This window comes from Terasakiella pusilla DSM 6293 (assembly GCF_000688235.1).
Lineage (GTDB): Bacteria > Pseudomonadota > Alphaproteobacteria > Rhodospirillales > Terasakiellaceae > Terasakiella > Terasakiella pusilla.
In genome coordinates, this window is the sequence record NZ_JHYO01000015.1 from 81,047 (window position 1) to 103,201 (window position 22,155).

The window sequence follows — 22,155 nt, forward strand, 5'->3', positions numbered from 1 at the left end:
AACCCCGCCTTTTCAACAAGGCGGGGTTTTTATTTGTCTTGCACGTACCTGTTTTAAGCCGCGCGGCGCTTTTGACCCGCGCCCGCCTTACGGGCATGGGGCTTGGCAGCGGTCTTTTTAAAAGACCCGTTACCGGACGCCTTTTTCTTAAAGCCGCCCTCTTTCTTTTTAAAGCCACCTTCCGGCTTAGCGCGACCGCCAGCACCGCCGCCGCCAAACTTACGTTTGCCACCGTTGGCATTGGCATTGCCACCACCGCCGAAACGGCGACGTCTTTGCTCTCCCCCTGCCGATTTGAACGGCAGCGGATCTTGGTGATACGGGTGATCGTTGTGAATATCCACACGCTGCTTGATGGTGCGTTCAATCACCTGTAACAAATCGCCTTCATCATCGGTACAGAAAGATAAAGCAACACCACTTTGTCCTGCACGGCCTGTACGACCAATGCGGTGGACATAACTGTCACCTTCCAGCGGCATATCATAGTTGATCACGTGAGAAATATCGGCAACATCAATCCCGCGGGCTGCCACATCTGTTGCGACCAACAATTCAATGTTACCACTGCGGAAAGCACGCAACACACGTTGGCGCGCAGACTGTTGACGGTCCCCATGGATCGCATCGGCCTTGTGACCACGTTCTTTCAAATTGTCACACAGGCGATCTGCCATCGCTTTTGTACGGGTAAAGATCAACACCTTGGTCAAGGTCGGATCATCCAGCAGGTGGGCCAACAGCTTTGGCTTGTCTTTTTGCTTCAGGTGCATGACACGGTGGTCAATGGTGGTCGCAACCGAATTTTCGCGCGCAGCTTCAACCTGTTTTGGTTTGTTCAACAGACCTTGGGCCAGACCACGAACGGCCTTTGACATGGTTGCCGAAAACATGACCGTCTGTTTTTCTTTCGGCATATTTTCTGCAATTTTCTTCACGTCATTGATAAAGCCCATATCTAGCATACGGTCAGCTTCGTCCAATACGAAGGTGTGAACCTCATCAAACTTGATTGAGCCCCGTTCCATATGGTCCATTAGGCGGCCCGGTGTCGCCACAACAATATGCACACCGCGTTGCAGCTGTTGCAATTGCTGACGATAAGGGGAGCCACCAAAAATAACCGTATGGAAAATCTTTTGGCCTTTAGTGAACGAACGGATGCTGACACCAATCTGTTGCGCCAGTTCACGAGTCGGCGCCAAGATAATGCAGCGCGGCTTACCCGCAACCGTTTTATCGTTTTCTTCTGCCAAACGGTGCAGCATAGGCAGAACAAACGCAGCCGTTTTACCGCCGCCTGTCTGGGCAACGCCCATCAGATCGAAGCCGTTCATAAGGTGGGGAATGGATTGGTCTTGGATTTGAGTCGGCTCTGTAAAGCCTTGTTTTTCAATGGCAGACAGCAACGGCTGCGCCAGACCCAGCATATCAAATGTGGTCACGCTATTTTCCTATATCAAATGCGTTCAAGTCGTTCAAATGCGTTCAACGACCTATAATTTTTCCGCACATGATGCCCATATCGGGGCAAGGAAACGCGACCTTAGAGGCACCGGAAAGTACCGTCTGTAATCAGGGCACGTGCATTAACTTGCACGCACGGAAAGTCTTCTGTAAGCGGCTATATCTTATTTTTGCTACAGTTTGTCAAGCTTTGCATGGACAAACACAAAAAGAAATGGGGTAGTCCACTTGAAAGGGACCACCCCAAAACAACCTTACAGGGGAGAAGGTTTATTTTTTCAGTTTCAGCACTTCAGCTTTCACTTCGTCCAAAGACTCTGTGAAACGAGCGCGAATTGTTTCGAAAGCTTCGTTGTTGGATTTACCAGCCATCTCAGCCAGTTCACGCATGTTGGACAATGCTTTTTCAACAGCGTCTTTAACCAGATCAGTCTGTTGAGCAACTTTGTCTTGCGGCTCGCCTGCAACGGACAAATCTTTGAATGTCGCTTGCATTTCTTCCATTGCCTGGCTCAGAATTTCGGCCTGACGTTTGAAGACAGCCTGCATACCTTCCAAAGCAACTTTGTTCGCTTGAGCGAGGGCTTCGAGGTTTTTCTTTTGGCTTTCCAAAACGATGTTGCCATCGACACCCGGAATTTTGTACTCAGAAAAAGCTTTCTGGAAATCACCCATGAATTTCTGCGGATCAAATTCGCCCATCAATTTAGTCGGGTCAAATTCGCCAAATACTTTAGTAGCGTCGAAAGCAAATGGGTTTGCTTGTGTTTTTTTAGCTGCGGTCATTGGTCATAGCTCCAATTCAGATTAAAGGTTTTGCTGCACTGCAAAATTTCTGACTGCAATATGCGTGAATCGCTCGGAAAAGTCAATGGCTTTTTGTGCGCCGCACAAAAATTAAACCAATTTAAAATTGCAAAACGCAAAAAAATATTAATTTTTAATCACTTAAGCAAAATGAAAAGTTGATTATTCTTTTGTGACATCGCCGATTCCCGACCTTTTTAGCCCGCCAGCTCCTTACTTCGCTGCACTGCAGCATTGATCGATTTCTCAAAAATCGGGGCGATTCCATCCGACGCCATCAACACCTCAAGGGCCGCTTGTGTTGTCCCCCCCGGCGACGTGACATTGGTCCGCAACTGACCTGCATCCGTGCCGGTCTGACGCATCAACTCCCCCGCTCCTGCAACAGTGGCGCGGGCAAGCTGGGTCGCCAAGTCTTGAGGCAATCCGGCTTTCAATCCGGCCTCGGTTAAACATTCCGTCATATAAAAGACATAAGCCGGGCCGGACCCAGACACCGCCGTAACCGCATCCATCAAACCTTCATCTTCGATCCACGCAACTTCGCCAATCGCTTTCAACAAGTCTGTGCAATGTTCTTTCATCGGCTCACTCACCTTCGCGTTGGCACAAGCCACGCTGATCCCACGGCGAACCGCCGCCGGTGTGTTGGGCATCACGCGCACAATGCGCGCTTCGGCCCCCAGCGCCTGTTGATAATAAGAAATGGTTTTACCCGCGGCAACGGACACAAAAGTTGCACGATCGGCAAACGGTTTTGCCGCCAAAACGGCCTCATCCATCATTTGCGGCTTAACCGCTAACAAGATCACATCAGCGGGAAAGCCGTCTTCAATATCATCCAAAGAATCGACAACGGAAATATCATGGGTATCCCGCAGGCTTTGAGCATGCTCACCGGAACGTTCAACAATCCGGATACTGTCTTTCGGCACACCTTGATCCAGCCAGCCTTCCAGCATCGCCCCACCCATTTTGCCGCATCCAACAAGGATCAAGCCCATGATATATTCTCCTGTATAAAACGATTCAATTTTCCAGAGCATCTCTCTCCTTTGTCACAAAAGCAAGACCGATACCTGTAAAAGCCCAGATTTTTTTATCCGGCCCCCTCTGACTCAATCCGGTTCGGGGGTGTCGCCAGCTCCTCTGCCGGTGAATGGGCACCGAGCTGGATTTCTTCAATACGTTCGCCGCGTTTGGTGATCTTACCCGTCGTGATCTGAATATCGCGGATATCCTTTGCCGACTGCAAAAAATGCTTATCCAGATTTTCGACCCGTTTATCCAAACGATCCACATCTTCCAGCAACGTCATGACTTCTTTTTGGATGCGCCCCGCTTCTTCACGCATGCGAGCATCTTTAAGGACCGCGCGCACCGTATTTAAGGTTGCCATCAAGGTCGTCGGCGAGACGATCCAGACTTTCGCCTTATAAGATTTTTCCACCACATCGGTAAAATTGGCATGAAGTTCCGCATAAATCGATTCCGATGGCAAAAACATCAGCGCACTTTCCGCCGTCTCCCCCGCCAGAATATATTTTTCCGAAATATCTTTGATATGTTTCAACACATCCGCCTTAAAGGTGCGGGTCGCCAGCACTTTATCCTGATCGGTTTGGGCCGCCTGCAATGCATTATAACTTTCCAGCGGGAACTTGCTGTCAATACAAATAGAGCCCGGCGGGTTAGGAAGCTGCAACAAACAATCCACCCGCTTTGTGTTGGATAAAGTTGCCTGAAAACTATAGGCAGATGGCGGCAAAGCATTGGTCACCAGCATTTCCAACTGCACTTCGCCAAAGGCGCCACGGGTCTGTTTGTTGGACAGGATATCCTGCAAGCTCACCATCTGCTGGGACAGGTCCATGATGTTTTTTTGCGCCGTATCAATCACCGCCAAACGTTCTGCCAAAGTGGACATCTGCTTTGCGGTGGATTTGGTCTGTTCCAGCAACCCTTCCCCCATGCGATGGCTAAACAGGCTCAACCGTTCATCCAGTGTTTTTGTGATGGCGCGTTCCTGGGTTTGCAGCCGTTCACTGACCGCGTGCTGGGCGCGGTTCTGGTTTTCATCCATCTGGGCAAGGCGACCGGCAAGCTCACTATGCGCGCGCCCCAGCTCCACAAGCTGCTGGGCCAAAAGCTCACTATCCCCCTCTGCCCCTTTGGGTCGCCGCATAAAAGCAAAAACCGCCAGCAACAGGCTAAAAAAACTCACCCCGACCAGTAAACTCATTACAATATCGGAGTTATCCAATATATTCTCCATCACTTTCCCAGCCTTCCCGTCTTTACACTTTTAATTCTCTGCCTATCTCTTAGCATGAAATTTCTGCCGCGCAAGCTTGCCCGTCGCCAAGCAAAGAGGCAACATAACAAAAAATACTTGGAGTAAGACATGACACATATCCGCCCGGGCCTCTTTTTTGCCGCCACACTGCTTGCCAGCACCTCTGCGCTTAGTGAAACCGCCCTTGATCAAAGCCATCAGAAAGACCTTGGCCTGACCATCTACCAAAACGGTCTGGGTTTTGTGCGCGACCAACGCGCGGTCAAACTGGACAAAGGCGTACAGGATATCGCCTTTGAAGATATCAGCGCGCAGCTCATCCCCGACAGCTTGCTGATCTCCGGCAATAACTTTGCCATCAAAGAACGTCGCTTTGCCTTTGATCTGCTGACACCGTCCGTGTTGGTGGAAAAGTCCCTCGGCAAGACCGTCACCTTCCGTAAAACCAATCCGGTGACCGGTAAGGATGAACTGATCCAAGCCAAAATCCTGTCCAACCAAGGCAGCCTGATCATTGAACGTGACGGTAAAATCGAAGTGGGTCAACCGGGTAACCTTGTGCTCGACCAACTGCCGGCAGGCCTGCGCGCCAAACCTTCTATGATGGCGGAAATCGAGGTCTTGAAAAAAGGCGATCTGGATCTGGCCTTGGGCTATCTCACCAGTGGTTTGAACTGGCATGCCTCCTACAGTGTGGAAGTTGCCCCCGATGGGAAATCCCTGTCCATGAAATCCTGGGCGAACCTGACCAACACCTCCGGTGTGGATTACCAAAACGCGACCCTGAACTTGGCCGCAGGTTCCATCAACCGTCAAGCAGCCCCTCGCGTCCAAATGATGCAAGCCAAAGGCGCGGTACAATCCATGGCCATGATGGATAGCGTGCCGGAAACAATGGCCATGGCCCCGCAATCGCTTGGTGGCATTCACCTGTACCAACTGCCCAACAAAGTAAACCTCGCCCAAAAAGAAACCAAACAAGTTGCCCTCAGCAAACCCGTGACCTTTAAAAGCGAGCGCGTGTTGGTCAAACGTTTTGGCCCCGTCTACGGCGCCCTTAACCACCAATCCGAAACACCGGTTCACCCTGATATCGAACTGTCTTTCGAAAATACCACAGGCCAGCCCCTGCCAAATGGACTGGCGCGTCTCTATCGCAAAGACAACCAAGGCAATCTGCAATTCATCGGGGAAGATAACCTGAACCAAACGCCTAAAAATGCCGTGGCCAAACTGCATCCGGGCCAAAGCTTTGACGTGACCTTAAAACGCACGCAAACAGACTTTGACGTAGACGGCAAAGACCGTTTCAACGCGGCTTACGAAATCGTCATCAAAAATGCCAAAGCCAACGCGGAAACAGTACGTATTGAAGAAACATTCCCCGGTGAATGGAAACTGGAAAAATCCAGCCACAAACTGTCCGAAAGCCAAGGTCAACGCGCCATCTGGGAAATTGATGTCCCGGCAAATGGCGAGACAAAGCTGACCTACCGGATCAACGTACAGACACGATAGACCCAGACTCCACAGCATATTGAAAAGCCTTTGATCCCGTCTGTGATCAAAGGCTTTTTTTGTTAAGCCATCATCGGCAAACTCAGCCGAAAGCAGGTGCCCTTTTCACCGGTATGGATCAGGGTTAAATCCCCATCATGGGCGCGCAAGATATCCCGCGCGATGACCAACCCCAGCCCCGTGCCCCCCCGTCGGGCGGACCCATCAAACGGCTTAAACAGGTTATCGCGTGCTTTTTGCGGCAGGCCGGGCCCGTCATCGACGATATCAATCTGGCAGACGCCCATCGTTTCGTCCTGTGTCAAAGACACTTCAACCTTGCTTGCCCCCATCTGAATGGCATTGCGCACGAGATTCGCCATGACACGACGCAACTGGGTGACATCGCCTTCCACCTCCGCCAAATCATCGACCTGATTAACCAACTCACAATCACGATCCATCAAGTCTTCCAGATGGCAAGATACTTCGTCCACCAGATCACGCATGTAAAACAGCTCTTTTTCCACATGCGGTGTACTGTCGGAAACGTAGTTCATGGTTTGAGAGCATAAATCAATGGCTTGATCTACTGTATGGGACAGTTGCGGGGCGAGTTTACGCACTTTTTCGTCACTACTTCCCGCCAACTGGTCCGAAATAAGCATGCTTTTTGCCAAACTATTGCGCAAATCATGATTTATTTTCGCTGCTGCCACCCCAATGGCTGCTAACCTGTCTTTTTGGCGCAACATCTTACGCAGTTCGCCCTGCATTGACAGCAGCTCATCTTCCGCAAGGCCGATTTCGTCGCGCCGACCAGACGGCACAATGGTTGAGCAATCGTCTTCAGGGTGGGTTCGAAAATCCGCCATATTTTTAACCAAACGTCGCACAGGCCGGACCATCAACCAATGCAGGCTGACGTAAATCAGCACCGCCGTCATCAACGAAATCACCAAAGACAGGTTCAAAATCCGTTTGGAATAGTCCAGCATTTCCATGCGCAACGGGGCTTCATCCAGAATCACTTCAATGCGGACTGCCTCATCGCGCGGACTTGGCCCCATGACCCGCATGACCCGATTAGTCTCCTGCCCCATGGTTTCAAAGGCATGCCAAATCAACGCCCCCCACTTTTCCTCACTGATCTTTACGTCAAGATCGGTTTGGGGCGGCATATCACTGGACAAGGCCAACATGCGCCGATCTTCCTCAACCAGCACCACGCCATAGGCTTTGGCATGGGCAAGAAGACGGTCTTCCAGTTCCTTATCCACCATATGATCCGGCGCAGCTTCCAGCGCCAACGCCGCCAAATGCGCCGTTTCCATATGATCTTCCAGATAAACCTGACGATAGCGCGCGATCGACGGCACATAGATAAAGGCTTCTGCCAACAGGACGAATATCACTGTCAGGATCAACAGTCGCACCGACAAGCCGACCCGTATATCGCCCATAGACTTCATCGTTACCTCATCCAAATTTCAGCAGGAAACGCACCAGCTTCTTGGTCTTTTCACTAAACAAAGACGGGGTAAAAAACGATCCTGCCGCCCGCTTGGACACTTCGCCCAAGGTCGGATAAGGCGCAATCATCGAGGCCATATCCCCGATCTTTAATTTTTTCGTGATCGCCAAGGTCCAGACGCCAATCAGTTCCCCCGCATGGGCACCAACAATCGCCGCCCCCAAAATCTTTCCTTTGGGCGTTGTAATCACCTTGATCAGTCCATCTGTCACGCGTTCCGCACGGGCGCGATCATTCTCTGAAAAGGGCCATCGCAAAATGCGGATCTCGCCATGGGCTTTGCGCGCCGCTTCTTCGTTCAGCCCCACACTCGCCAATTCAGGGGCGCAATAGGTCACCCACGGCAAGGCGCTGTAATCCGCCTTTGCAGGCAGTTTAAACAATGCGTTTTTAATCACCACGCCCGCATCATATCCCGCCTTGTGAGTAAACTGGAACCCGCCAGCCACATCCCCGATGGCAAAAATCTTTTTATTGGTCGTGCGCAAACGACCGTCCACTTTGATCCCACGGTCATCAAAACCAACCTGCGCCGCCTTTAACGCCATCCCGTCCACATTGACCTGACGTCCTGTTGCAATCAACAGGTGCGATCCCGTGATCACCTCTTCAGCCCCGTCGCGATCAATCGTCACCGATACGCCTTCTGACGATTTTTCAACAGAGACAACTTTAACCCCTTCGTGCAGGTTCACCCCTTCAGATTGAAGGCGCAGGCGCACGATATCCACCAGTTCAGGATCATCTTTCGGCATAATCGATGCCATCTCAAGGACGCTCACCTCCGCGCCCAAATGACGATGGGCCTGTGCCAACTCAATCCCGATGGGACCGCCGCCAATGACGATCAAATGTTGTGGGGTGTCCGTCAGATCAAAGATCGTCTCATTCGTGTAAAAAGGCGTTTCTGTCAGCCCCTCAATCGGCGGGATCATCGCGCGTGATCCCGTGGCAATCACAAAGCGTTTGGCTTGCACGCGCGTGCCATCTACCTCAATTTCCTGTGGGCTGGTAAAGACCGCTGCGCCTTTTAAGACGCGCACGCCCAATCCTTCAAATCGCGCCACACTATCATGGGGTTCGATCCCGGCAATGACACCTTTAACATGATCATGCACGGCTTGATGGGTAATCCCGTTTAAAGTCACATCAATCCCAAAGGCACCCGCATCACGCACCGCTTGGGCGGCATGTCCGGCTGCCAACAACGCTTTCGAGGGGACACAGCCATAGTTCAGGCAGTCTCCGCCCATTTTATCTTTTTCCACAAGGACCACATCGGCCCCCATCTGGGATGCACCAGCCGCCACCGACAACCCGCCGGACCCACCACCGATTACGCAAATGTCCGTCTTAATAATCTCGCTCACGCCTTCCCCCGTTGCTTCATTTTTTTATAGAGTACAGGAACCATCGCCAACAGCGCCAGCCCAATAATCGGCGCGATGACCTCAGGGCTAAAGATAACCCCCAAGTCCGGTGTTCGCCCCTCATCAAAGACCGCGCCCAAGCCGCTGCCGACACTGGCATAAACAAACGCACCGGGGATGATCCCGACAAAGGTGCCGATGGTGTAAGTGCTTAACTTCACGCCCAACAGGGCAGGCACCAAATTGACCAACCAAAAGGGAAAGATCGGCACCAGACGCAGGACCAGCATGTAACTGAGCGCATCTTCCTGAAAACCTTTTTCCATCTTCACCAAAGCCTTGCCCACTCTGGCATGGAAAAAATCATAGAGCGCATAGCGGGCCAGCAGAAAAATCCCGACCGCCCCTGCTGTTGCCCCCACCACAATGTAAGCCGTTGCTTCCACCGTACCGAACAGAAAGCCCCCGGTTAAGGACAGCCAGACGGCACCGGGCAGGGAAAACATCACCGCCACATGATAGGCCAGCACAAACCCAAGAACCGCCAGCAGATAATGGTCTGTCGTCCACGCCAAGATATCCTGTCGATTATCGCGCAAGGTTTCAAAGGAAAGATAATCCGCCCCGCCCAGCACGAAAAACGCCATCACCCCGCCCGCCAAGATCAGCAGGGGCAGCAGATGGATTTTCTTTTTCGACTTCGTTGCGGGCGTTTGGGTCATGTCATTTGGTGCAGTCATCAAGGTCAGCCAGTATTCGATTAACAGTTCCCTCTATTCTAACGGGCTTTGTCATTCGTTCTAGTCACGCTTGCGTGAACAGGATGTGAAATTGCCCCTAGACCGCCGTTTCCTTTCCCATTACAAACGTTTCATGATGAATCGTGCGCCTCATGTTTACAGTATTTCACCCAATGTGTCCTTCGCGGATGCGTTGGCCCACGGCATTATGGCAGAGTTTGGGGAACGACCGGAACAACTCTCCAGCGTGACGCTTTTGCTGCCGACCCGACGGGCATGCCGAACCGTGCGCGATGCGTTTTTGCGCCATTCCATGGGCAAGCCGTTGCTGTTGCCGCGCATGCACCCCTTGGGCGATCTGGATGAAGATGAACTGGCGCTGACCGGATGGAAAGATATCGGCGGGATCAACGCGATCAAACCCGCCATTTCCCCGTTGCGCCGTCAGCTTTTGCTCACCCGCCTGATCCTGAGCTTTGAAGAAGGTAAAACCACCGCCGACCAAGCCGCCCAATTGGCAGGGGAACTGGCGGGCCTGCTGGATCAAGTCCATACGGAAGGCTTGGCCTTTCACGATCTCAAGACCCTTGTGCCGGAAAATTACGCCGAACATTGGAACATCACGCTGGATTTCTTAAAAATCCTGACCGACCACTGGCCCGTCATTCTAGAAAGTGAAGGCGTGATCGATCCGGCTGATCGGCGTAACCGCCTGCTGGACGCCCAACGCCGCGTCTGGGAAGAAACCCCGCCGCAAGGCCCCATCATTGCCGCGGGCTCCACCGCCAGTATCCCTGCTGTCGGGGCCTTGTTGGCCTGTATCGCGCGCCTGCCTCAGGGCCGTGTGGTCCTGCCGGGCCTAGATCGTTTCATGGCAAGCGATGACTGGGCCAACCTTGAAGCGACCCACCCGCAATATGGTCTTAAACAACTGCTGGACCGCCTGCGCATGGCCCCCGATGAAGTGCTGGATTGGGACTGCGATGGCATTGAAGGCTCCCACCCTGTGCGCGCAAAACTGCTGTCTGAAGCCATGTTGCCCGCCAAGACAACGGATAAATGGCGAACGCTGGATCATCCGGTCGCAAACGTGCTGGACGGTGTGGAGCGCGTCGATTGCCCCACCCCGTTTGAAGAAGCGGGCGCGATTGCCCTGATGCTGCGCCGCGAACTGTCTTATCCCGGACAGACCGCCGCCCTTGTCACCCCTGATCGAAACCTCGCACGCCGCGTGGCGTCTGAGCTACGCCGCTGGGGGATCGAGATTGACGATTCTGCCGGTACACCGTTACAGCATAGCCCAAGCGGCACATACCTACGCCTGCTCGCGCAATGTGTCGCGGAAGATTTCGCCCCCATCCCCTTTCTGGCGCTGTGTAAGCATCCGTTAAGTGCGGCAGGTCAAAACCCCATGGTCTTTCGCCGTCTGGTGCGCCAACTGGAACTACGCATTTTGCGGGGTCCGCGCCCCGGTGTTGGACTGGACGGCATGCGCCATGCCCTTGATCGGCGCGAGGCTGACTGGCGCAAACGTACTAGCCGCCTGAGCACCACGCAAAAAAAGACCCTGTCTGATCTACGCAGTCTCTTAGACCAGATCGAAGAAGCCCTGCATCCACTGATCAAAGTCATGAAGCGGCGCAAGACCGACCTGATCAAACTACTGGAAGCCCACGTCAAAGCCGCAGAAGCCTTTGCCACGACTGAATTGGACAGTGGCGTCCAGCGCCTCTGGGCCGGTGAAGCAGGCGATTGCGCGGCAGACTTTATCTCCGAACTGCGCGAGGCCACCGGCGGATTTGGGGAACTTAGCCCCGATGATTACCCCGCTCTGTTTGATGCGCTGATGAGTGGCAAGGCCGTGCGCCCGCGCTTTGGCGCCCATCCGCGTCTTGCCATCCTTGGTCTGTTTGAAGCACGTTTGCAAACGGCTGACCTGATCGTCTTGGGTGGACTGAACGAAGGTACATGGCCGCCGGATGTCAGCGCAAACCCGTGGATGAGCCGCCCGATGATGCGCGATTTCGGCTTGCCCCAGCCGGAATTTTTGATCGGCCAAACCGCCCATGACTTTACCCAAAACTTTTGCGCCCCGCGCGTAATCATCACCCGATCCGACCGTGTGGACGGCACCCCGACCGTACGCTCACGCTGGCTACGACGCCTGGAAAATCGCCTGTCCGGCACAGACGTTGCTGCGCAGTTTAGCGGCCACAGCGGGTGGCTCAACTGGCAAGCCGCGCTTGATTATGTCGCCAAAATTCAGGCCGTCAGCCCGCCTGCCCCGCGCCCGCCTGTGTCTGCACGCCCCCGCGAGATGTATGTCACAAGTGTTGAACAGTGGATGCGCGACCCGTATGGCCTCTATGCCAAAATGATCCTGAATATCAGGGCATTAGATGATATTGACGCGGACCCTAACGCCGCCGATTATGGTAATATTATCCATGAATCATTAGAAATATTTATGGAAAAATACCCCAAAGACCTACCTGATAACGCCGATCGTGAACTGCGCGCGATTGGGCGTGACGTGTTTGGCACCGAACTGGATAACCCCGGCATTTGGGCCTTTTGGTGGCCGCGCTTTGAACGTATCTGCGACTGGTTTATTGAACAGGAACAGAGCCGCCGCGCCCTAATCGCCAAAAGCTATACCGAACTGGAAGGCAGCATCACTTTTGACGGGCCTGCCGGTCCCTTTAAGATCGCGGCCAAGGCTGATCGCATGGACCTGTTTAAAGATGGTGAACTATCGATCATCGACTACAAAACCGGCACACCGCCCAGTAAAAAAGAGGTTGAGGCCGGCTTTGCCCCGCAGTTGCCCCTTGAAGCAGCAATTGCCATGCAAGGTGGCTTTACCCAATTTGGCCCGCGCACAGTAAAAGAGCTGGAATTTTGGCGTCTGCGCGGCGCACAAGTGGCAGGGGAACGTAAACCCGCCACCGACAACCCCGCCCAAACGGCGGAAGAAGCCTTGGAAGGCTTAAAAGGCTTGGTCGGTGCCTATGACCATGTGGAAGCCCCCTACGGGTCACGCCCCAACCCCGAACATGCGCCCAAATATTCGGATTATGAACATCTGGCCCGCGTCAAAGAATGGTCAACCGCTGCGCCGGGAGAGGACGAATGACCCAATTTCTTGATCCCAACATCGTCCAGCGCCAAGCGTCTGACCCCAAGGCATCGGTCTGGGTGGCGGCAAATGCCGGGACAGGTAAAACCAAGGTTTTAACAGATCGCGTGCTGTCCCTCATGGTGACAGGCACCCATCCGCAACATATCCTGTGTCTGACCTTTACAAAGGCAGCGGCTGCGGAGATGGCAAACCGGATTGCGGACAAGCTGGGGCAATGGTCCATCATGGAAGACCAAAGCCTGGAAGACGCCTTGCACGACCTGTTGACCCGTCCGGCAAGCAAGGATGAATTTATTCTGGCGCGCCAATTGTTCGCCCGTGTGCTCGACACCCCCGGTGGCTTGCAAATCCAGACCATCCACGCTTTTTGCCAATCCTTGCTGCGCCGCTTCCCCTTAGAAGCCGAACTGGCACCGCACTTTCAGGTGATGGACGAACGATCTGCCGCGGAATTGTTAAAAAAAGCGCAGGACGAAATTTTGATGGATGCGCGCTTGGGCCGCACGCCGGAACTGCATGACGCCTTGCGCGTTGTGACCGGACATATCCACGAAACCGCCTTCCCCGAACTGATGGGCGGTCTGGCATCTGAGCGCGGACGTCTGCGCCGCGTGCTGGATCATCATGGCGGTGTGCGCAAACTGGTCGCCCGCCTTGCCGACCTGATGGGCCTGCACCCCACAGATACACCTGAAACAATCATTGAAAAGGCCTGCGAACAAGATAGTTTTGATGCCTTGGGCCTGCATGTGGCGGTTGAAGCCCTTTTTGAAGGCGGCAAAACCGATAAAGAACGCGCGCAAACGCTGGCAACGTGGCTTAACAGTAAAAAAGCAGAACGCATCAGCGGGTTTGAGGACTACAGCAGCGCGTTTTTGAAGAAAACCGACAAAGAAATTAAGGCCACGCTCTACACCAAGGGCGTTGCCACTTCCGTCCCTGCCATCGTCGATATTATGCAGGTCGAGGCTGAACGGATTTATCGCACCCACGGGCGCATCCGCGCGGCTGTCACCTTGCAGACCACCAACGCCCTGTTGCGTATCGGCAAATGTTTGCTGGATGCCTATGATAAATATAAACGCGGCGCGGCCTTGCTGGATTATGACGATCTGATCCTAAAAACCCGTGACCTGTTGACCCACGACACCGTGCCGTGGGTACTTTATAAACTAGATGGCGGGATTGAACATGTTTTGGTTGATGAAGCCCAAGACACCAACCCCGATCAATGGCGCGTGATCGAAGCCCTGACCCAAGAATTTTTTGTCGGCACCGGCACCAAGGACGAAGAAGACGTGCGCACCATCTTTGCCGTCGGCGATGTGAAGCAATCCATTTACAGCTTCCAAGGTGCAGACCCGACCGAGTTTGAGCGGATGAAAAACCTGTTCGCCTCCCACGTCCCGCAAGCCCAGCAGGTCTGGCGTGAAGTGCCGATGACGGTGTCTTTTCGATCCACCCGCGCGGTGCTGCAAACCGTGGATGCCATCTTTAGCGACCCTGCCCTTGCCCAAGGGGTCGAGATCAACGACACCATCCGCCATGACGCATGGCGCGCCCAAGATGGCGGATTAGTCGAGGTCTGGCCCGCCATCCGCCCCAGTGCGGCTGATCCCGGCACGGCGTGGAAACCCCCTGTGGAACGTCTACAGGTCGATAGCCCGCGCGCACGTTTAGCAAAACTTATAGCCAAGCGCATTCATAAGATGATTTTATCCAATGAAACGCTGGAGGCCAAGAACCGCCCCATTCAGGCAGGTGACGTCATGGTACTGGTGCGCAGGCGATCCGGCTTTGTCGAAGAACTGGTGCGTGCCTTAAAAGAACTGAATGTCCCTGTCGCTGGGGTGGACCGGATGGTCCTGAACGAACAAATGGCGGTCATGGATTTGGTCGCGCTTGGGCGATTTTTGCTGCAACCGGATGATGACCTTCAACTGGCCTGCGTGCTTAAGGGGCCGTTGCTAGGGATGACGGAAGAAGACCTGTTTGACCTTGCCCATAAACGCAAAGGCAGCCTGTGGTCGGCCTTGCGTGATCGGGCAAAATCGGACCTGCGCTTCCATCAGGCCCATAATTACCTTGCCGACCTGATGGGCCGCACCGACTATGTACGCCCGTTTGAACTTTATACCTACATCCTGACCGCCCTTGAGGGACGCAAAAAGCTGATCTCCCGCCTGGGGGTGGAAGCTGATGATCCGTTAAACGAATTTCTTGATCTCGCGCTACAGTTTGAACGCAGCCACGCGCCGTCGCTGGAAGGCTTCCTTGCGTGGCTGGAAACGGGAGAAACCGAGGTCAAACGGGATTTGGAACAAGCCGACCAGAACGCGGTCCGGGTCATGACCGTACATGGCGCAAAGGGCTTGCAAGCGCCCATCGTCTTTATGCCCGATACCATGCAAAGCCCATCCATGGGGCCAAAGATGTTCTGGCCGCGTGACCCCGATGATGGCGAAGAACTGTTCCTCTGGCCGCCCAAATCCGAATATATGGAAGACCTGTCCAAGGCCGAGAAGGATCGCCTCAACCGCAAGCGTGATGAAGAATATCGCCGCTTGCTCTATGTGGCCCTCACCCGCGCAGAAGACAGGCTCTATGTCTGTGGGTGGGAAACCAAAAAATCACCGCCTGAAAATTGCTGGTACAATATGATCAAAGGCGGTCTGGACGGTGTTGCAGACAAACTGAACGACCCCTTCCTCGACAGTTGTGAAGAAAGTGACGAGGATGAAATCCTGCGTCTGACCTGTGCACAGGAAAAATTGGTGGAGCCGGAAAGCGGCCCTGCACGATTGGAGCTGGAAAAGCTGCCCCTGCCCGACTGGGCCAAATCGCGCCCGGGCCAAGAACCGACCCCACCACGCCCGCTGGCTCCCTCGCGCCCAACAGAACCCGAACCTGCGACCCGATCGCCCCTTGGGGAAGATCATGGTTATCGCTTTAAACGCGGGAACATCATTCACGCCCTCTTGCAAACCCTGCCCGACTTGCAAGAAAGCGAGCGCGAGGACGCAGCGCGCACCTATCTGTCCGGCACCAGTCTGGACCTGAGCGACAAGCAGCAGGAAGAGATTTGCGACGAAACCCTGGGCGTCTTAAAGGATGCGGACTTTGCCGAGGTCTTTGCCCCCGGCTCCCTCGCCGAAGTGCCGATTGTCGGGGTTGTGGAAGGCCGCGTGCTGTCTGCGCAAGTGGATCGCCTGCTGATCAAAGACGACGAGATCGTGGTGATTGACTATAAAACCAATCGCCCGCCGCCGCGCACGGTCAAAAAAGTGCCGACGCTCTATATCAACCAGATGCGCTCTTATCGCCAAGCGCTACAGGCGATCTATCCGGACCGCCCCGTGCGCTGCGTGTTGCTTTGGACCGACACGCCCAAGCTGATGGAGATACCGGAAGAGTATCTCTAACCCTTAAAGGCGGCGCATAAAGCGGGGGCGAATGGCATTTTCCCCACGGATTGCGCCTTGAACTTCTGCGACCAGACGGGCCTGATCCTTGGGCAAATTGCCCGCCAACGCCAAGGCATTGGACGCATGGTTGGACCGGAAGATGACAGGTGCAGGCGGTTTGATGTTGACCAGCAGACGTTCCAGCTCCTTCAGGATCGCAAGGTCGCTTTGCGCCTCAAACGGCTCGCCAAACTTGGTCATAAACTCGTCATAGGCGATCTCTTCCAAATAAAGCTGAAGGGTGGAGAGATAATTAACAGGCGCTTGGGACAACAGCTCGACCGTGCCGTCGATATGATCTTCCCAATATTTTTGCCCGCCTAAGCCCAAGATGACGGTTGCGGAGATTTTCAACCCCGCCTCACGCGCCTTTAGCAACGCATCCGCGATCCCTTTCTGGCTGGCGCCTTTGGTGATTTTCTTCAACATCACAGGGGCACCGGACTCGATACCCACATAAAACAACGGCATCTTGCGCGCTGCCAATTCTTCCAGCTCCGCCGGGGTTTTCTTTAAGATATTGCCCGGCGTGGCATAAGCCGATACGCGATTGAGGTTAGGGAAACAGGCGTGCAGCTTATCCAAAATCGCACGCAAACTGTCCATCGGCAGGGTCAGCGCATCCCCGTCCGCCAAAAACACCCGATGCGCCTCCGGCCACACACGCGCCGCCTGTTCAATATCGGCAAACACGTCTTCCAGCGGACGGGCGCGATAGTCCTTCGTCTTATACATGGAGCAAAAGGAACACTGATTAAACGAACACCCCAACGTCGCCTGAATAATCAAATTATTCCCCTCAGACGGCGGGCGATACAGCGGCATGTCGTAGTTTAGCATTTGTGAAGCCTGCAAAAGAAAGGCGATGAATAACAAATTTACAAAAAACGCTCAAGTGCCATGAGGCCAAAGATAATGAAATTGGTCAAGAAATGTATGACTATCACGAAGTGAAGCGATTTGGATTTCTGATAAAGGAAAAAGAATAAAAGCCCCCAAAGGAAGGTTTCAATAAGCGCAGTGATACCTTGAGGGGCGTGGATTAAAGCAAAAAGAATGGATGTAATGAGATATCGTGACGGGAGATTGAAGCTTTTCCCTTTTAGGACTTCATTAAGTTTATATCGGAATAGAAATTCCTCTGTAATTGCAACAAGGAGCAACCCAATCGTCATATCGAAAACCAAAAGATAAACGTTTTTGATGGGGGGGTAAGTTTTTGGTTCTGGGAAATAATCATTTACATCATGTATGAACTCAAATGAGATCAGCATTTGGTGCAAAAATATAAATGCAATTAACGCAACCGGAAAGGCGAGCCACATATGAAATAATGGCCAATTGGGTTTAGATAGAAGTACAGACCGTTCCCGCCAAATGAAAATTAACATCACGATGCGGATTAGGTAATCGGCCAGATATATGGCATCCCCAGTAATTGGAAACTTGATCCATCCTATATAAAACAGCATCAATAATATGAATGCTGAAATGTTATCTGTAATTGCCATATCTTTCTATCCTTACTCCCCTTCCCAATATTATGGGAAGGGGAATTATTGTCACCTATTTATAGTTATCCACGGGGTGGGTTAATGATTGGTCCATCAGGAATACGCTCTGGTGAGAACAGGCTTGAGAGCCAATTAAGGAAATCTTCCCACAAGCTTGTATCGTCTTCGCGGTTCATTTCATCATCCAACCATTCATCTTCGTCTTGGTCATCAGGTGCGGATGCTCCTTTTGCTTTGGCATACTGTTTCGCAAGATTTTTGATCTTTCCTTGCATTGCTTTTGCTGTTTCTCCATCTGGCTTTAAAATCCCATCGACCTTCAGGCCGTTAGCCACCTGAAAACGTTTGATGGAAGTATCCAATGCCTGTGGATCGTTATCAGGTGTGTTGGGATCAGCATGACCGAATAATGTGAGCATTTTCTTCACTTTTCTCAGGTCGTCAGGTTTGTTTTCTTCAGTACTACCTACACTGCTCTCAAAACTGAACAGGTCTTTGATTTTTCCTTTCCCTGTTGTTTCTTGGTTTATGGAAAGCTCTGGAGTATTATTTTGGTTGCTTGCATTCAGTTCACCGTCGGGATCAAAAGGCTCTACCTGATCTGGCGATATGGCTGTAACTGGTTGTACCATCTTTCCTGTTTCGTCATATTGAAGCGTCCCTGAGAACGCTCTTTCAAACTGTTTAGTTACATGGTCACGAAGGCGTGTGTCATGCTGATCGCCATAGCGTTTATCCGTCATCATGGACTGGATACGTTGTTGCACGCTTTTGCCTTTTGGAATGATTGCGGTCTTAGGTTTCTGGTTTTGAAGCTTCGCGACTTTTTCCCATTGTTTTGCCGTTGGCATTTTACCTTTCACTGGTTTAGCCAATGGATCAGGTAATCCGGTTAAAGGGTCAACCTTTGTTTTTGGTTTAGGTGTCACTTTCTTTGCGGTTTCTATAAGGTCAGTATTTGTGACCCCTTTGTTGGCCAGTGTTTGTCCCAGTGTGGTCGCTGTTGGGCCACTGGGTTTCATGACACCATCAACCTTAAGGCCATTCTCCTGCTGAAAGCTCTTCAAGCCATCAATCATCTGATTATCAGGAATATCGGTAATGCCGAAAGAAGGGATTTCGTAATTTCCAACCGCATTCAGGGCGGATTTAGTCTTCACGACATCATCAGGATTAATATTGGTGGAAGAACTTACGGTGCTTCCCACATCAAATAAGTTACCAAAACTGCTGGCAGCGCCAGATAACCAATTCATGGGTTCCTCCAAAATTTAGACATAAAAAAAACCGCGCTTCCGAAAAATCGGAGCACGGCTTGCTCAAAAGAAAACAGGAGAAGGGACCAGTTGGTCGCACTTCTCCTGTTGACTAAAACTATGGTTACTTCATTTCTTGAACAGAGTTAATCAAAAAGAACAAATAAAGAACATATGATTCCATGAAAAAGTAATAAGTTCAATTATAGAATTGAATTTAAACAACTTTTTTAGGTCGACATATAGGCATGTCGTAGTTTAGCATTGGGTCATCCTAAAAATTTTAAGCTTCTGATATCAATTCCACGCCGGAGACTCAAGCGCCATCAGCCCGAAGAGAATAAAGTTGGTGATGAAATGAAGGACGATCACAACACGCTATGACAAAAAAACAGAGAACTTTCTGGTGCCGATTAAACTGGCATCTTTTAGACCTTTGAATATTCTGCTGAGGACTATGGCAGGTTTGGGGGGATTTTTTCAAGTGATGTAAATTTATGGCCTCACTGTCCGGCAAAACAGCGGACTTGACAGTTCGGTGTTCTTTTTATAGAACGTTCTATATATAGAACATTTTATGAGCAAGGATCGGGTATGGATAAGCCGGGTGTCAATACATTGGGGCGGCATTTACAGAAGTTGCGCCAGAAAAGCGGGCTGTCTCTGTCTCAATTGGCAGCTCAGGCCGGGATTGCAAAATCCAATTTGTCGCGCATTGAGCAAGGCAATGGCAACCCGACGCTGGACACCATCTGGCGTCTTGCGATCCAGTTGAAAGTGCCGTTCAGCACTTTGATTGCGCCGGTCAGTGGTCCAATCAATGATCGTGATGTGGAATTGCGCTTGATTGATCAGGGGATGGATGATCCGGCGGTGGATGTCTATTGGATGTCTTGCGCGCCCCATACTCAACGCGAAGCCGAGGGTCATTCCGTCGGCACGATCGAGGCGATTACCGTGATCAGCGGGGAGTTGGAAGTCGGGCCGCAGGATAACCTGAAACACCTGCGCGCGGGTGAAACACATCTCTTTCATGCCGACCAACCCCATGTCTATCGGGCTGGTGACAGTTGGGCGAGTGTCATGGTCACCATTGTATATGCGAAAGGAGGGGCAACAGAATGAGCACGGAAAAAGTGATGAGCCGTCCAGCCCCCTTTGTAGCGGGACTGCAAGATGGCATTCCTCTGTTGGGGGGCTATATCCCCGTTGCCATCTCGTTTGGGCTGGTATCGTTGCAATCGGGTTTTGGGGTCTGGGAAACGATTTTAATCTCCACCTTGGTTTATGCCGGGGCGTCACAGTTTTTGTTTGTGGCGATGGTGGCGGCAGGCGCGCCCTTGTGGTTGGTGATCGTCATGACCCTGTTGATCAATGCGCGTCATCTGGTCTATGCACCTAATATCGCCGCTTATTTGCCGCCTAGCCGTTGGTGGCCGGCTATGATGCATGGATTGACCGACCAAATCTTTGCGCTTGCCCTCGTTCGCTTGCCCAAGATGGCGGAGGAAGCACGGTTGGGCTGGTACGCCGGTGTCAGTTTGTTGGCATGGTTTAGTTGGATTTTCGGAACCGCCCTAGGCGCGATTGCGGGCGAAGAATTGACCACGCGCTGGCCCTTTTTGGGTGAGGTGATGCCCTTTGCGTTGCCTGCGCTGTTTCTGGTTTTGCTGGCACCGCGCTTTAATTCACGGCTCTGGACCTTAGTGCTGGCTGTTACCATCGGCATGGCCTTTACCTTAAAGCTGTTGGGGCTACCCAATGCAGCGATCCCGCTGGCCGCTGTCAGCGGCGCGGTTCTCTATCATTTGATGAAAGGCATTTGGGGCCAAGGGAGTAAAAACGATGGGTAATGACATCTGGATGGTTTTGGTAATCTGTGCGCTGGGCACGTTTTTGATGCGCCTTGTGCCACTGCTGTGGATGCAGCGCCATTTGGCACGGCGCAAGGCCGAAGAAGCGATCGAGGAAATGCCGACATGGCTAAGCGTCCTTGGCCCTTTGATGATTGCCGGGATGTTTGGGGTATCGTTGATCCCGTCCCACCCCAGCCCGACCACATGGATTGCGACTCTATTGGGCGTGGCTGCGACCTACGTCGTTTGGCGCTTCACCCAATCACTCGGCTGGCCCGTCTTTGCGGGTGTCTTGGTGTTTGGCGCGGTGGTGCTGTTGGGGTAAGTTATACCAGCACCTCGAGCCCTTTACGGTTTACCACATCAAGGAGTTTGGCAGCCGGCCCACTGGGTTTCTTGGGTTTCTGTGCTTCCCATGAAGCAACAGTCTTAATGGACACATTCATATATCGTGCAAAAACGCCCTGGCTGACGCCTTCTTTTTCTCGGATGGCTTTGACTTGCTCAGCGGTAAATTCGGGTATTGGCTCCAGACAGGAGTCGTCAAACTTTTTGAGCGTCGCTTTGTTTATAACGCCCGACTTGTGCAAACCTTCTACAGTTTCATGCAGGGCGGCTAGGGCGTCTGATTTGTATTTTCTGGTCATAGTTCATTTTCCACTTCGATTAGTTCGCCGTCTTTTAGCAATTTTTCGATACTTTTATCGTCCATGGACAGATAGATTTCTGCAAGGTTTTTGTATTCGGTCACTTCCGTTTGAGTAAGGTTATCAATGGCGTTCTTTTCAAAAGCATAGATAAAAAATGCTTTATCGCATTTGATAAACGCGATGATAGTACGATGTCCTTTCGCTTTCCCTCTTCCTGGTTTTGGGATTTGTTGCTTAATTAAACCATCATCATAATCACAATAGATCAAACCATTGTTGGCATCTTTGACGGCATTAATCAGTTGGTCATTGTGAATGTTTTGTTTGCGAGTATATTTTTTAAACCACTTTGACTTAAAGATGCGCAACCTTAGCTCCTGTCTGAATTATACTACTCGGCAGTATGTTTTGCAATGGGCATATTTGAAAGGGGGCGCTGAAATTAACTCTAAATTTGATCACGTGTAAATATATTAATATTATCATCTATTAATTGATTTTTGCCGTAAAAACAATAAAGGCCGCGCGAAGTTTATCCCTCGCGCGGCCTTTTGTTTTGAGC

At 52.1% G+C, this 22,155-nt stretch carries 18 protein-coding genes; 6 read left to right on the top strand and 12 right to left on the bottom strand.

Annotated features, from left to right (window positions below; all coding sequences use genetic code 11):
- Nucleotides 1-53: 53 nt before the first annotated feature.
- From Q397_RS22225 to Q397_RS0111790, 4 genes are all read right to left on the bottom strand, one after another.
- The gene (locus tag Q397_RS22225; RefSeq protein ID WP_051609954.1) at nt 54-1,445 is read right to left on the bottom strand and encodes a DEAD/DEAH box helicase; all 1,392 of its coding nucleotides are present in this window, start codon (nt 1,443-1,445) and stop codon (nt 54-56) included.
- 292 nt (nt 1,446-1,737) lie between these two features.
- Complete coding sequence (locus Q397_RS0111775; protein WP_084149039.1) at nt 1,738-2,253, bottom strand: phasin family protein; 516 nt, start codon at nt 2,251-2,253, stop codon at nt 1,738-1,740.
- A 218-nt stretch (nt 2,254-2,471) separates the two neighbouring features.
- The gene (gene proC, locus Q397_RS0111785) at nt 2,472-3,278 is read right to left on the bottom strand and encodes a pyrroline-5-carboxylate reductase (protein ID WP_028879596.1); all 807 of its coding nucleotides are present in this window, start codon (nt 3,276-3,278) and stop codon (nt 2,472-2,474) included.
- 95 nt (nt 3,279-3,373) lie between these two features.
- Nucleotides 3,374-4,549: a DNA recombination protein RmuC gene (locus tag Q397_RS0111790; protein WP_038013661.1), complete on the bottom strand. Its 1,176-nt coding sequence runs from the start codon at nt 4,547-4,549 to the stop codon at nt 3,374-3,376.
- Nucleotides 4,550-4,678: 129 nt separating this feature from the next.
- On the opposite strand from Q397_RS0111790, the gene Q397_RS0111795 reads away from it, so the two are divergent.
- Complete coding sequence (locus tag Q397_RS0111795; protein WP_028879598.1) at nt 4,679-6,088, top strand: DUF4139 domain-containing protein; 1,410 nt, start codon at nt 4,679-4,681, stop codon at nt 6,086-6,088.
- A 62-nt stretch (nt 6,089-6,150) separates the two neighbouring features.
- Here Q397_RS0111795 and Q397_RS0111800 read toward each other — a convergent pair whose 3' ends face one another.
- The 3 genes from Q397_RS0111800 to Q397_RS22230 are packed head-to-tail and all read right to left on the bottom strand — an operon-like array spanning nt 6,151 to nt 9,711.
- On the bottom strand, nt 6,151-7,539 hold the full coding sequence (locus tag Q397_RS0111800; RefSeq protein WP_028879599.1) for a sensor histidine kinase: 1,389 nt from the start codon (nt 7,537-7,539) through the stop codon (nt 6,151-6,153).
- A gap of 7 nt (nt 7,540-7,546) precedes the next feature.
- Entirely contained in the window at nt 7,547-8,971 is a 1,425-nt protein-coding gene (locus Q397_RS0111805) for a dihydrolipoyl dehydrogenase family protein (protein WP_028879600.1), read from the bottom strand.
- On the bottom strand, nt 8,968-9,711 hold the full coding sequence (locus Q397_RS22230; protein WP_205618825.1) for a TVP38/TMEM64 family protein: 744 nt from the start codon (nt 9,709-9,711) through the stop codon (nt 8,968-8,970). The genes Q397_RS0111805 and Q397_RS22230 overlap by 4 nt, the downstream gene beginning before the upstream one ends.
- Nucleotides 9,712-9,844: 133 nt before the next feature.
- Here Q397_RS22230 and addB point away from each other — a divergent pair, with 133 nt between their 5' ends.
- Together addB and addA are read left to right on the top strand one after the other, a co-directional pair.
- Nucleotides 9,845-12,847, top strand: coding sequence for a double-strand break repair protein AddB (addB, locus tag Q397_RS0111815; RefSeq protein ID WP_028879601.1), 3,003 nt, complete (start codon nt 9,845-9,847; stop codon nt 12,845-12,847).
- Nucleotides 12,844-16,275, top strand: a complete 3,432-nt coding sequence (gene addA / locus Q397_RS0111820) for a double-strand break repair helicase AddA (RefSeq protein WP_028879602.1) — start codon at nt 12,844-12,846, stop codon at nt 16,273-16,275. The genes addB and addA overlap by 4 nt, the downstream gene beginning before the upstream one ends.
- Nucleotides 16,276-16,278: 3 nt before the next feature.
- Here the strand turns inward: addA and Q397_RS0111825 are convergent, their stop codons facing one another.
- From Q397_RS0111825 to Q397_RS24180, 3 genes are all read right to left on the bottom strand, one after another.
- A complete protein-coding gene (locus tag Q397_RS0111825; RefSeq protein WP_028879603.1) occupies nt 16,279-17,157 on the bottom strand; it encodes a radical SAM protein in 879 nt (292 codons plus the stop codon).
- A gap of 38 nt (nt 17,158-17,195) precedes the next feature.
- Nucleotides 17,196-17,828, bottom strand: coding sequence for a CPBP family intramembrane glutamic endopeptidase (locus tag Q397_RS24175; RefSeq protein WP_028879604.1), 633 nt, complete (start codon nt 17,826-17,828; stop codon nt 17,196-17,198).
- 65 nt (nt 17,829-17,893) lie between these two features.
- Entirely contained in the window at nt 17,894-19,087 is a 1,194-nt protein-coding gene (locus tag Q397_RS24180; protein WP_051609955.1) for a peptidoglycan-binding domain-containing protein, read from the bottom strand.
- A gap of 594 nt (nt 19,088-19,681) precedes the next feature.
- On the opposite strand from Q397_RS24180, the gene Q397_RS0111840 reads away from it, so the two are divergent.
- From Q397_RS0111840 to Q397_RS0111850, 3 genes are read left to right on the top strand one after another with little or no spacing between them, the layout of a single operon-like run.
- Nucleotides 19,682-20,212, top strand: a complete 531-nt coding sequence (locus tag Q397_RS0111840; RefSeq protein WP_028879605.1) for a helix-turn-helix domain-containing protein — start codon at nt 19,682-19,684, stop codon at nt 20,210-20,212.
- On the top strand, nt 20,209-20,940 hold the full coding sequence (locus tag Q397_RS0111845; protein ID WP_028879606.1) for an AzlC family ABC transporter permease: 732 nt from the start codon (nt 20,209-20,211) through the stop codon (nt 20,938-20,940). The genes Q397_RS0111840 and Q397_RS0111845 overlap by 4 nt, the downstream gene beginning before the upstream one ends.
- Nucleotides 20,933-21,268 carry an AzlD domain-containing protein gene (locus Q397_RS0111850; RefSeq protein WP_028879607.1) on the top strand — a complete coding sequence of 112 codons (336 nt, stop codon included), beginning with the start codon at nt 20,933-20,935 and terminating at the stop codon, nt 21,266-21,268. Before Q397_RS0111845 ends, Q397_RS0111850 begins: the two co-directional genes overlap by 8 nt.
- Nucleotide 21,269: 1 nt before the next feature.
- On the opposite strand, the gene Q397_RS0111855 is transcribed toward Q397_RS0111850, so the two are convergent.
- On the bottom strand, nt 21,270-21,590 hold the full coding sequence (locus tag Q397_RS0111855) for a helix-turn-helix domain-containing protein (RefSeq protein ID WP_028879608.1): 321 nt from the start codon (nt 21,588-21,590) through the stop codon (nt 21,270-21,272).
- Nucleotides 21,587-21,961, bottom strand: coding sequence for a type II toxin-antitoxin system RelE/ParE family toxin (locus Q397_RS0111860; protein ID WP_028879609.1), 375 nt, complete (start codon nt 21,959-21,961; stop codon nt 21,587-21,589). Before Q397_RS0111860 ends, Q397_RS0111855 begins: the two co-directional genes overlap by 4 nt.
- Nucleotides 21,962-22,155: the final 194 nt, after the last annotated feature.

Bases quoted from the DNA above. Each gene is read 5' to 3' on its own strand.
- Q397_RS0111775 (WP_084149039.1), bottom strand. From the start codon at position 2,253: ATGACCGCAGCTAAAAAAACACAAGCAAACCCATTTGCTTTCGACGCT.
- proC (WP_028879596.1), bottom strand. From the start codon at position 3,278: ATGGGCTTGATCCTTGTTGGATGCGGCAAAATGGGTGGGGCGATGCTG.
- Q397_RS0111790 (WP_038013661.1), bottom strand. From the start codon at position 4,549: ATGGAGAATATATTGGATAACTCCGATATTGTAATGAGTTTACTGGTC.
- Q397_RS0111795 (WP_028879598.1), top strand. From the start codon at position 4,679: ATGACACATATCCGCCCGGGCCTCTTTTTTGCCGCCACACTGCTTGCC.
- Q397_RS0111800 (WP_028879599.1), bottom strand. From the start codon at position 7,539: ATGAAGTCTATGGGCGATATACGGGTCGGCTTGTCGGTGCGACTGTTG.
- Q397_RS22230 (WP_205618825.1), bottom strand. From the start codon at position 9,711: ATGACTGCACCAAATGACATGACCCAAACGCCCGCAACGAAGTCGAAA.
- addB (WP_028879601.1), top strand. From the start codon at position 9,845: ATGATGAATCGTGCGCCTCATGTTTACAGTATTTCACCCAATGTGTCC.
- addA (WP_028879602.1), top strand. From the start codon at position 12,844: ATGACCCAATTTCTTGATCCCAACATCGTCCAGCGCCAAGCGTCTGAC.
- Q397_RS0111825 (WP_028879603.1), bottom strand. From the start codon at position 17,157: ATGCTAAACTACGACATGCCGCTGTATCGCCCGCCGTCTGAGGGGAAT.
- Q397_RS24175 (WP_028879604.1), bottom strand. From the start codon at position 17,828: ATGGCAATTACAGATAACATTTCAGCATTCATATTATTGATGCTGTTT.
- Q397_RS24180 (WP_051609955.1), bottom strand. From the start codon at position 19,087: ATGAATTGGTTATCTGGCGCTGCCAGCAGTTTTGGTAACTTATTTGAT.
- Q397_RS0111840 (WP_028879605.1), top strand. From the start codon at position 19,682: ATGGATAAGCCGGGTGTCAATACATTGGGGCGGCATTTACAGAAGTTG.
- Q397_RS0111845 (WP_028879606.1), top strand. From the start codon at position 20,209: ATGAGCACGGAAAAAGTGATGAGCCGTCCAGCCCCCTTTGTAGCGGGA.
- Q397_RS0111850 (WP_028879607.1), top strand. From the start codon at position 20,933: ATGGGTAATGACATCTGGATGGTTTTGGTAATCTGTGCGCTGGGCACG.
- Q397_RS0111855 (WP_028879608.1), bottom strand. From the start codon at position 21,590: ATGACCAGAAAATACAAATCAGACGCCCTAGCCGCCCTGCATGAAACT.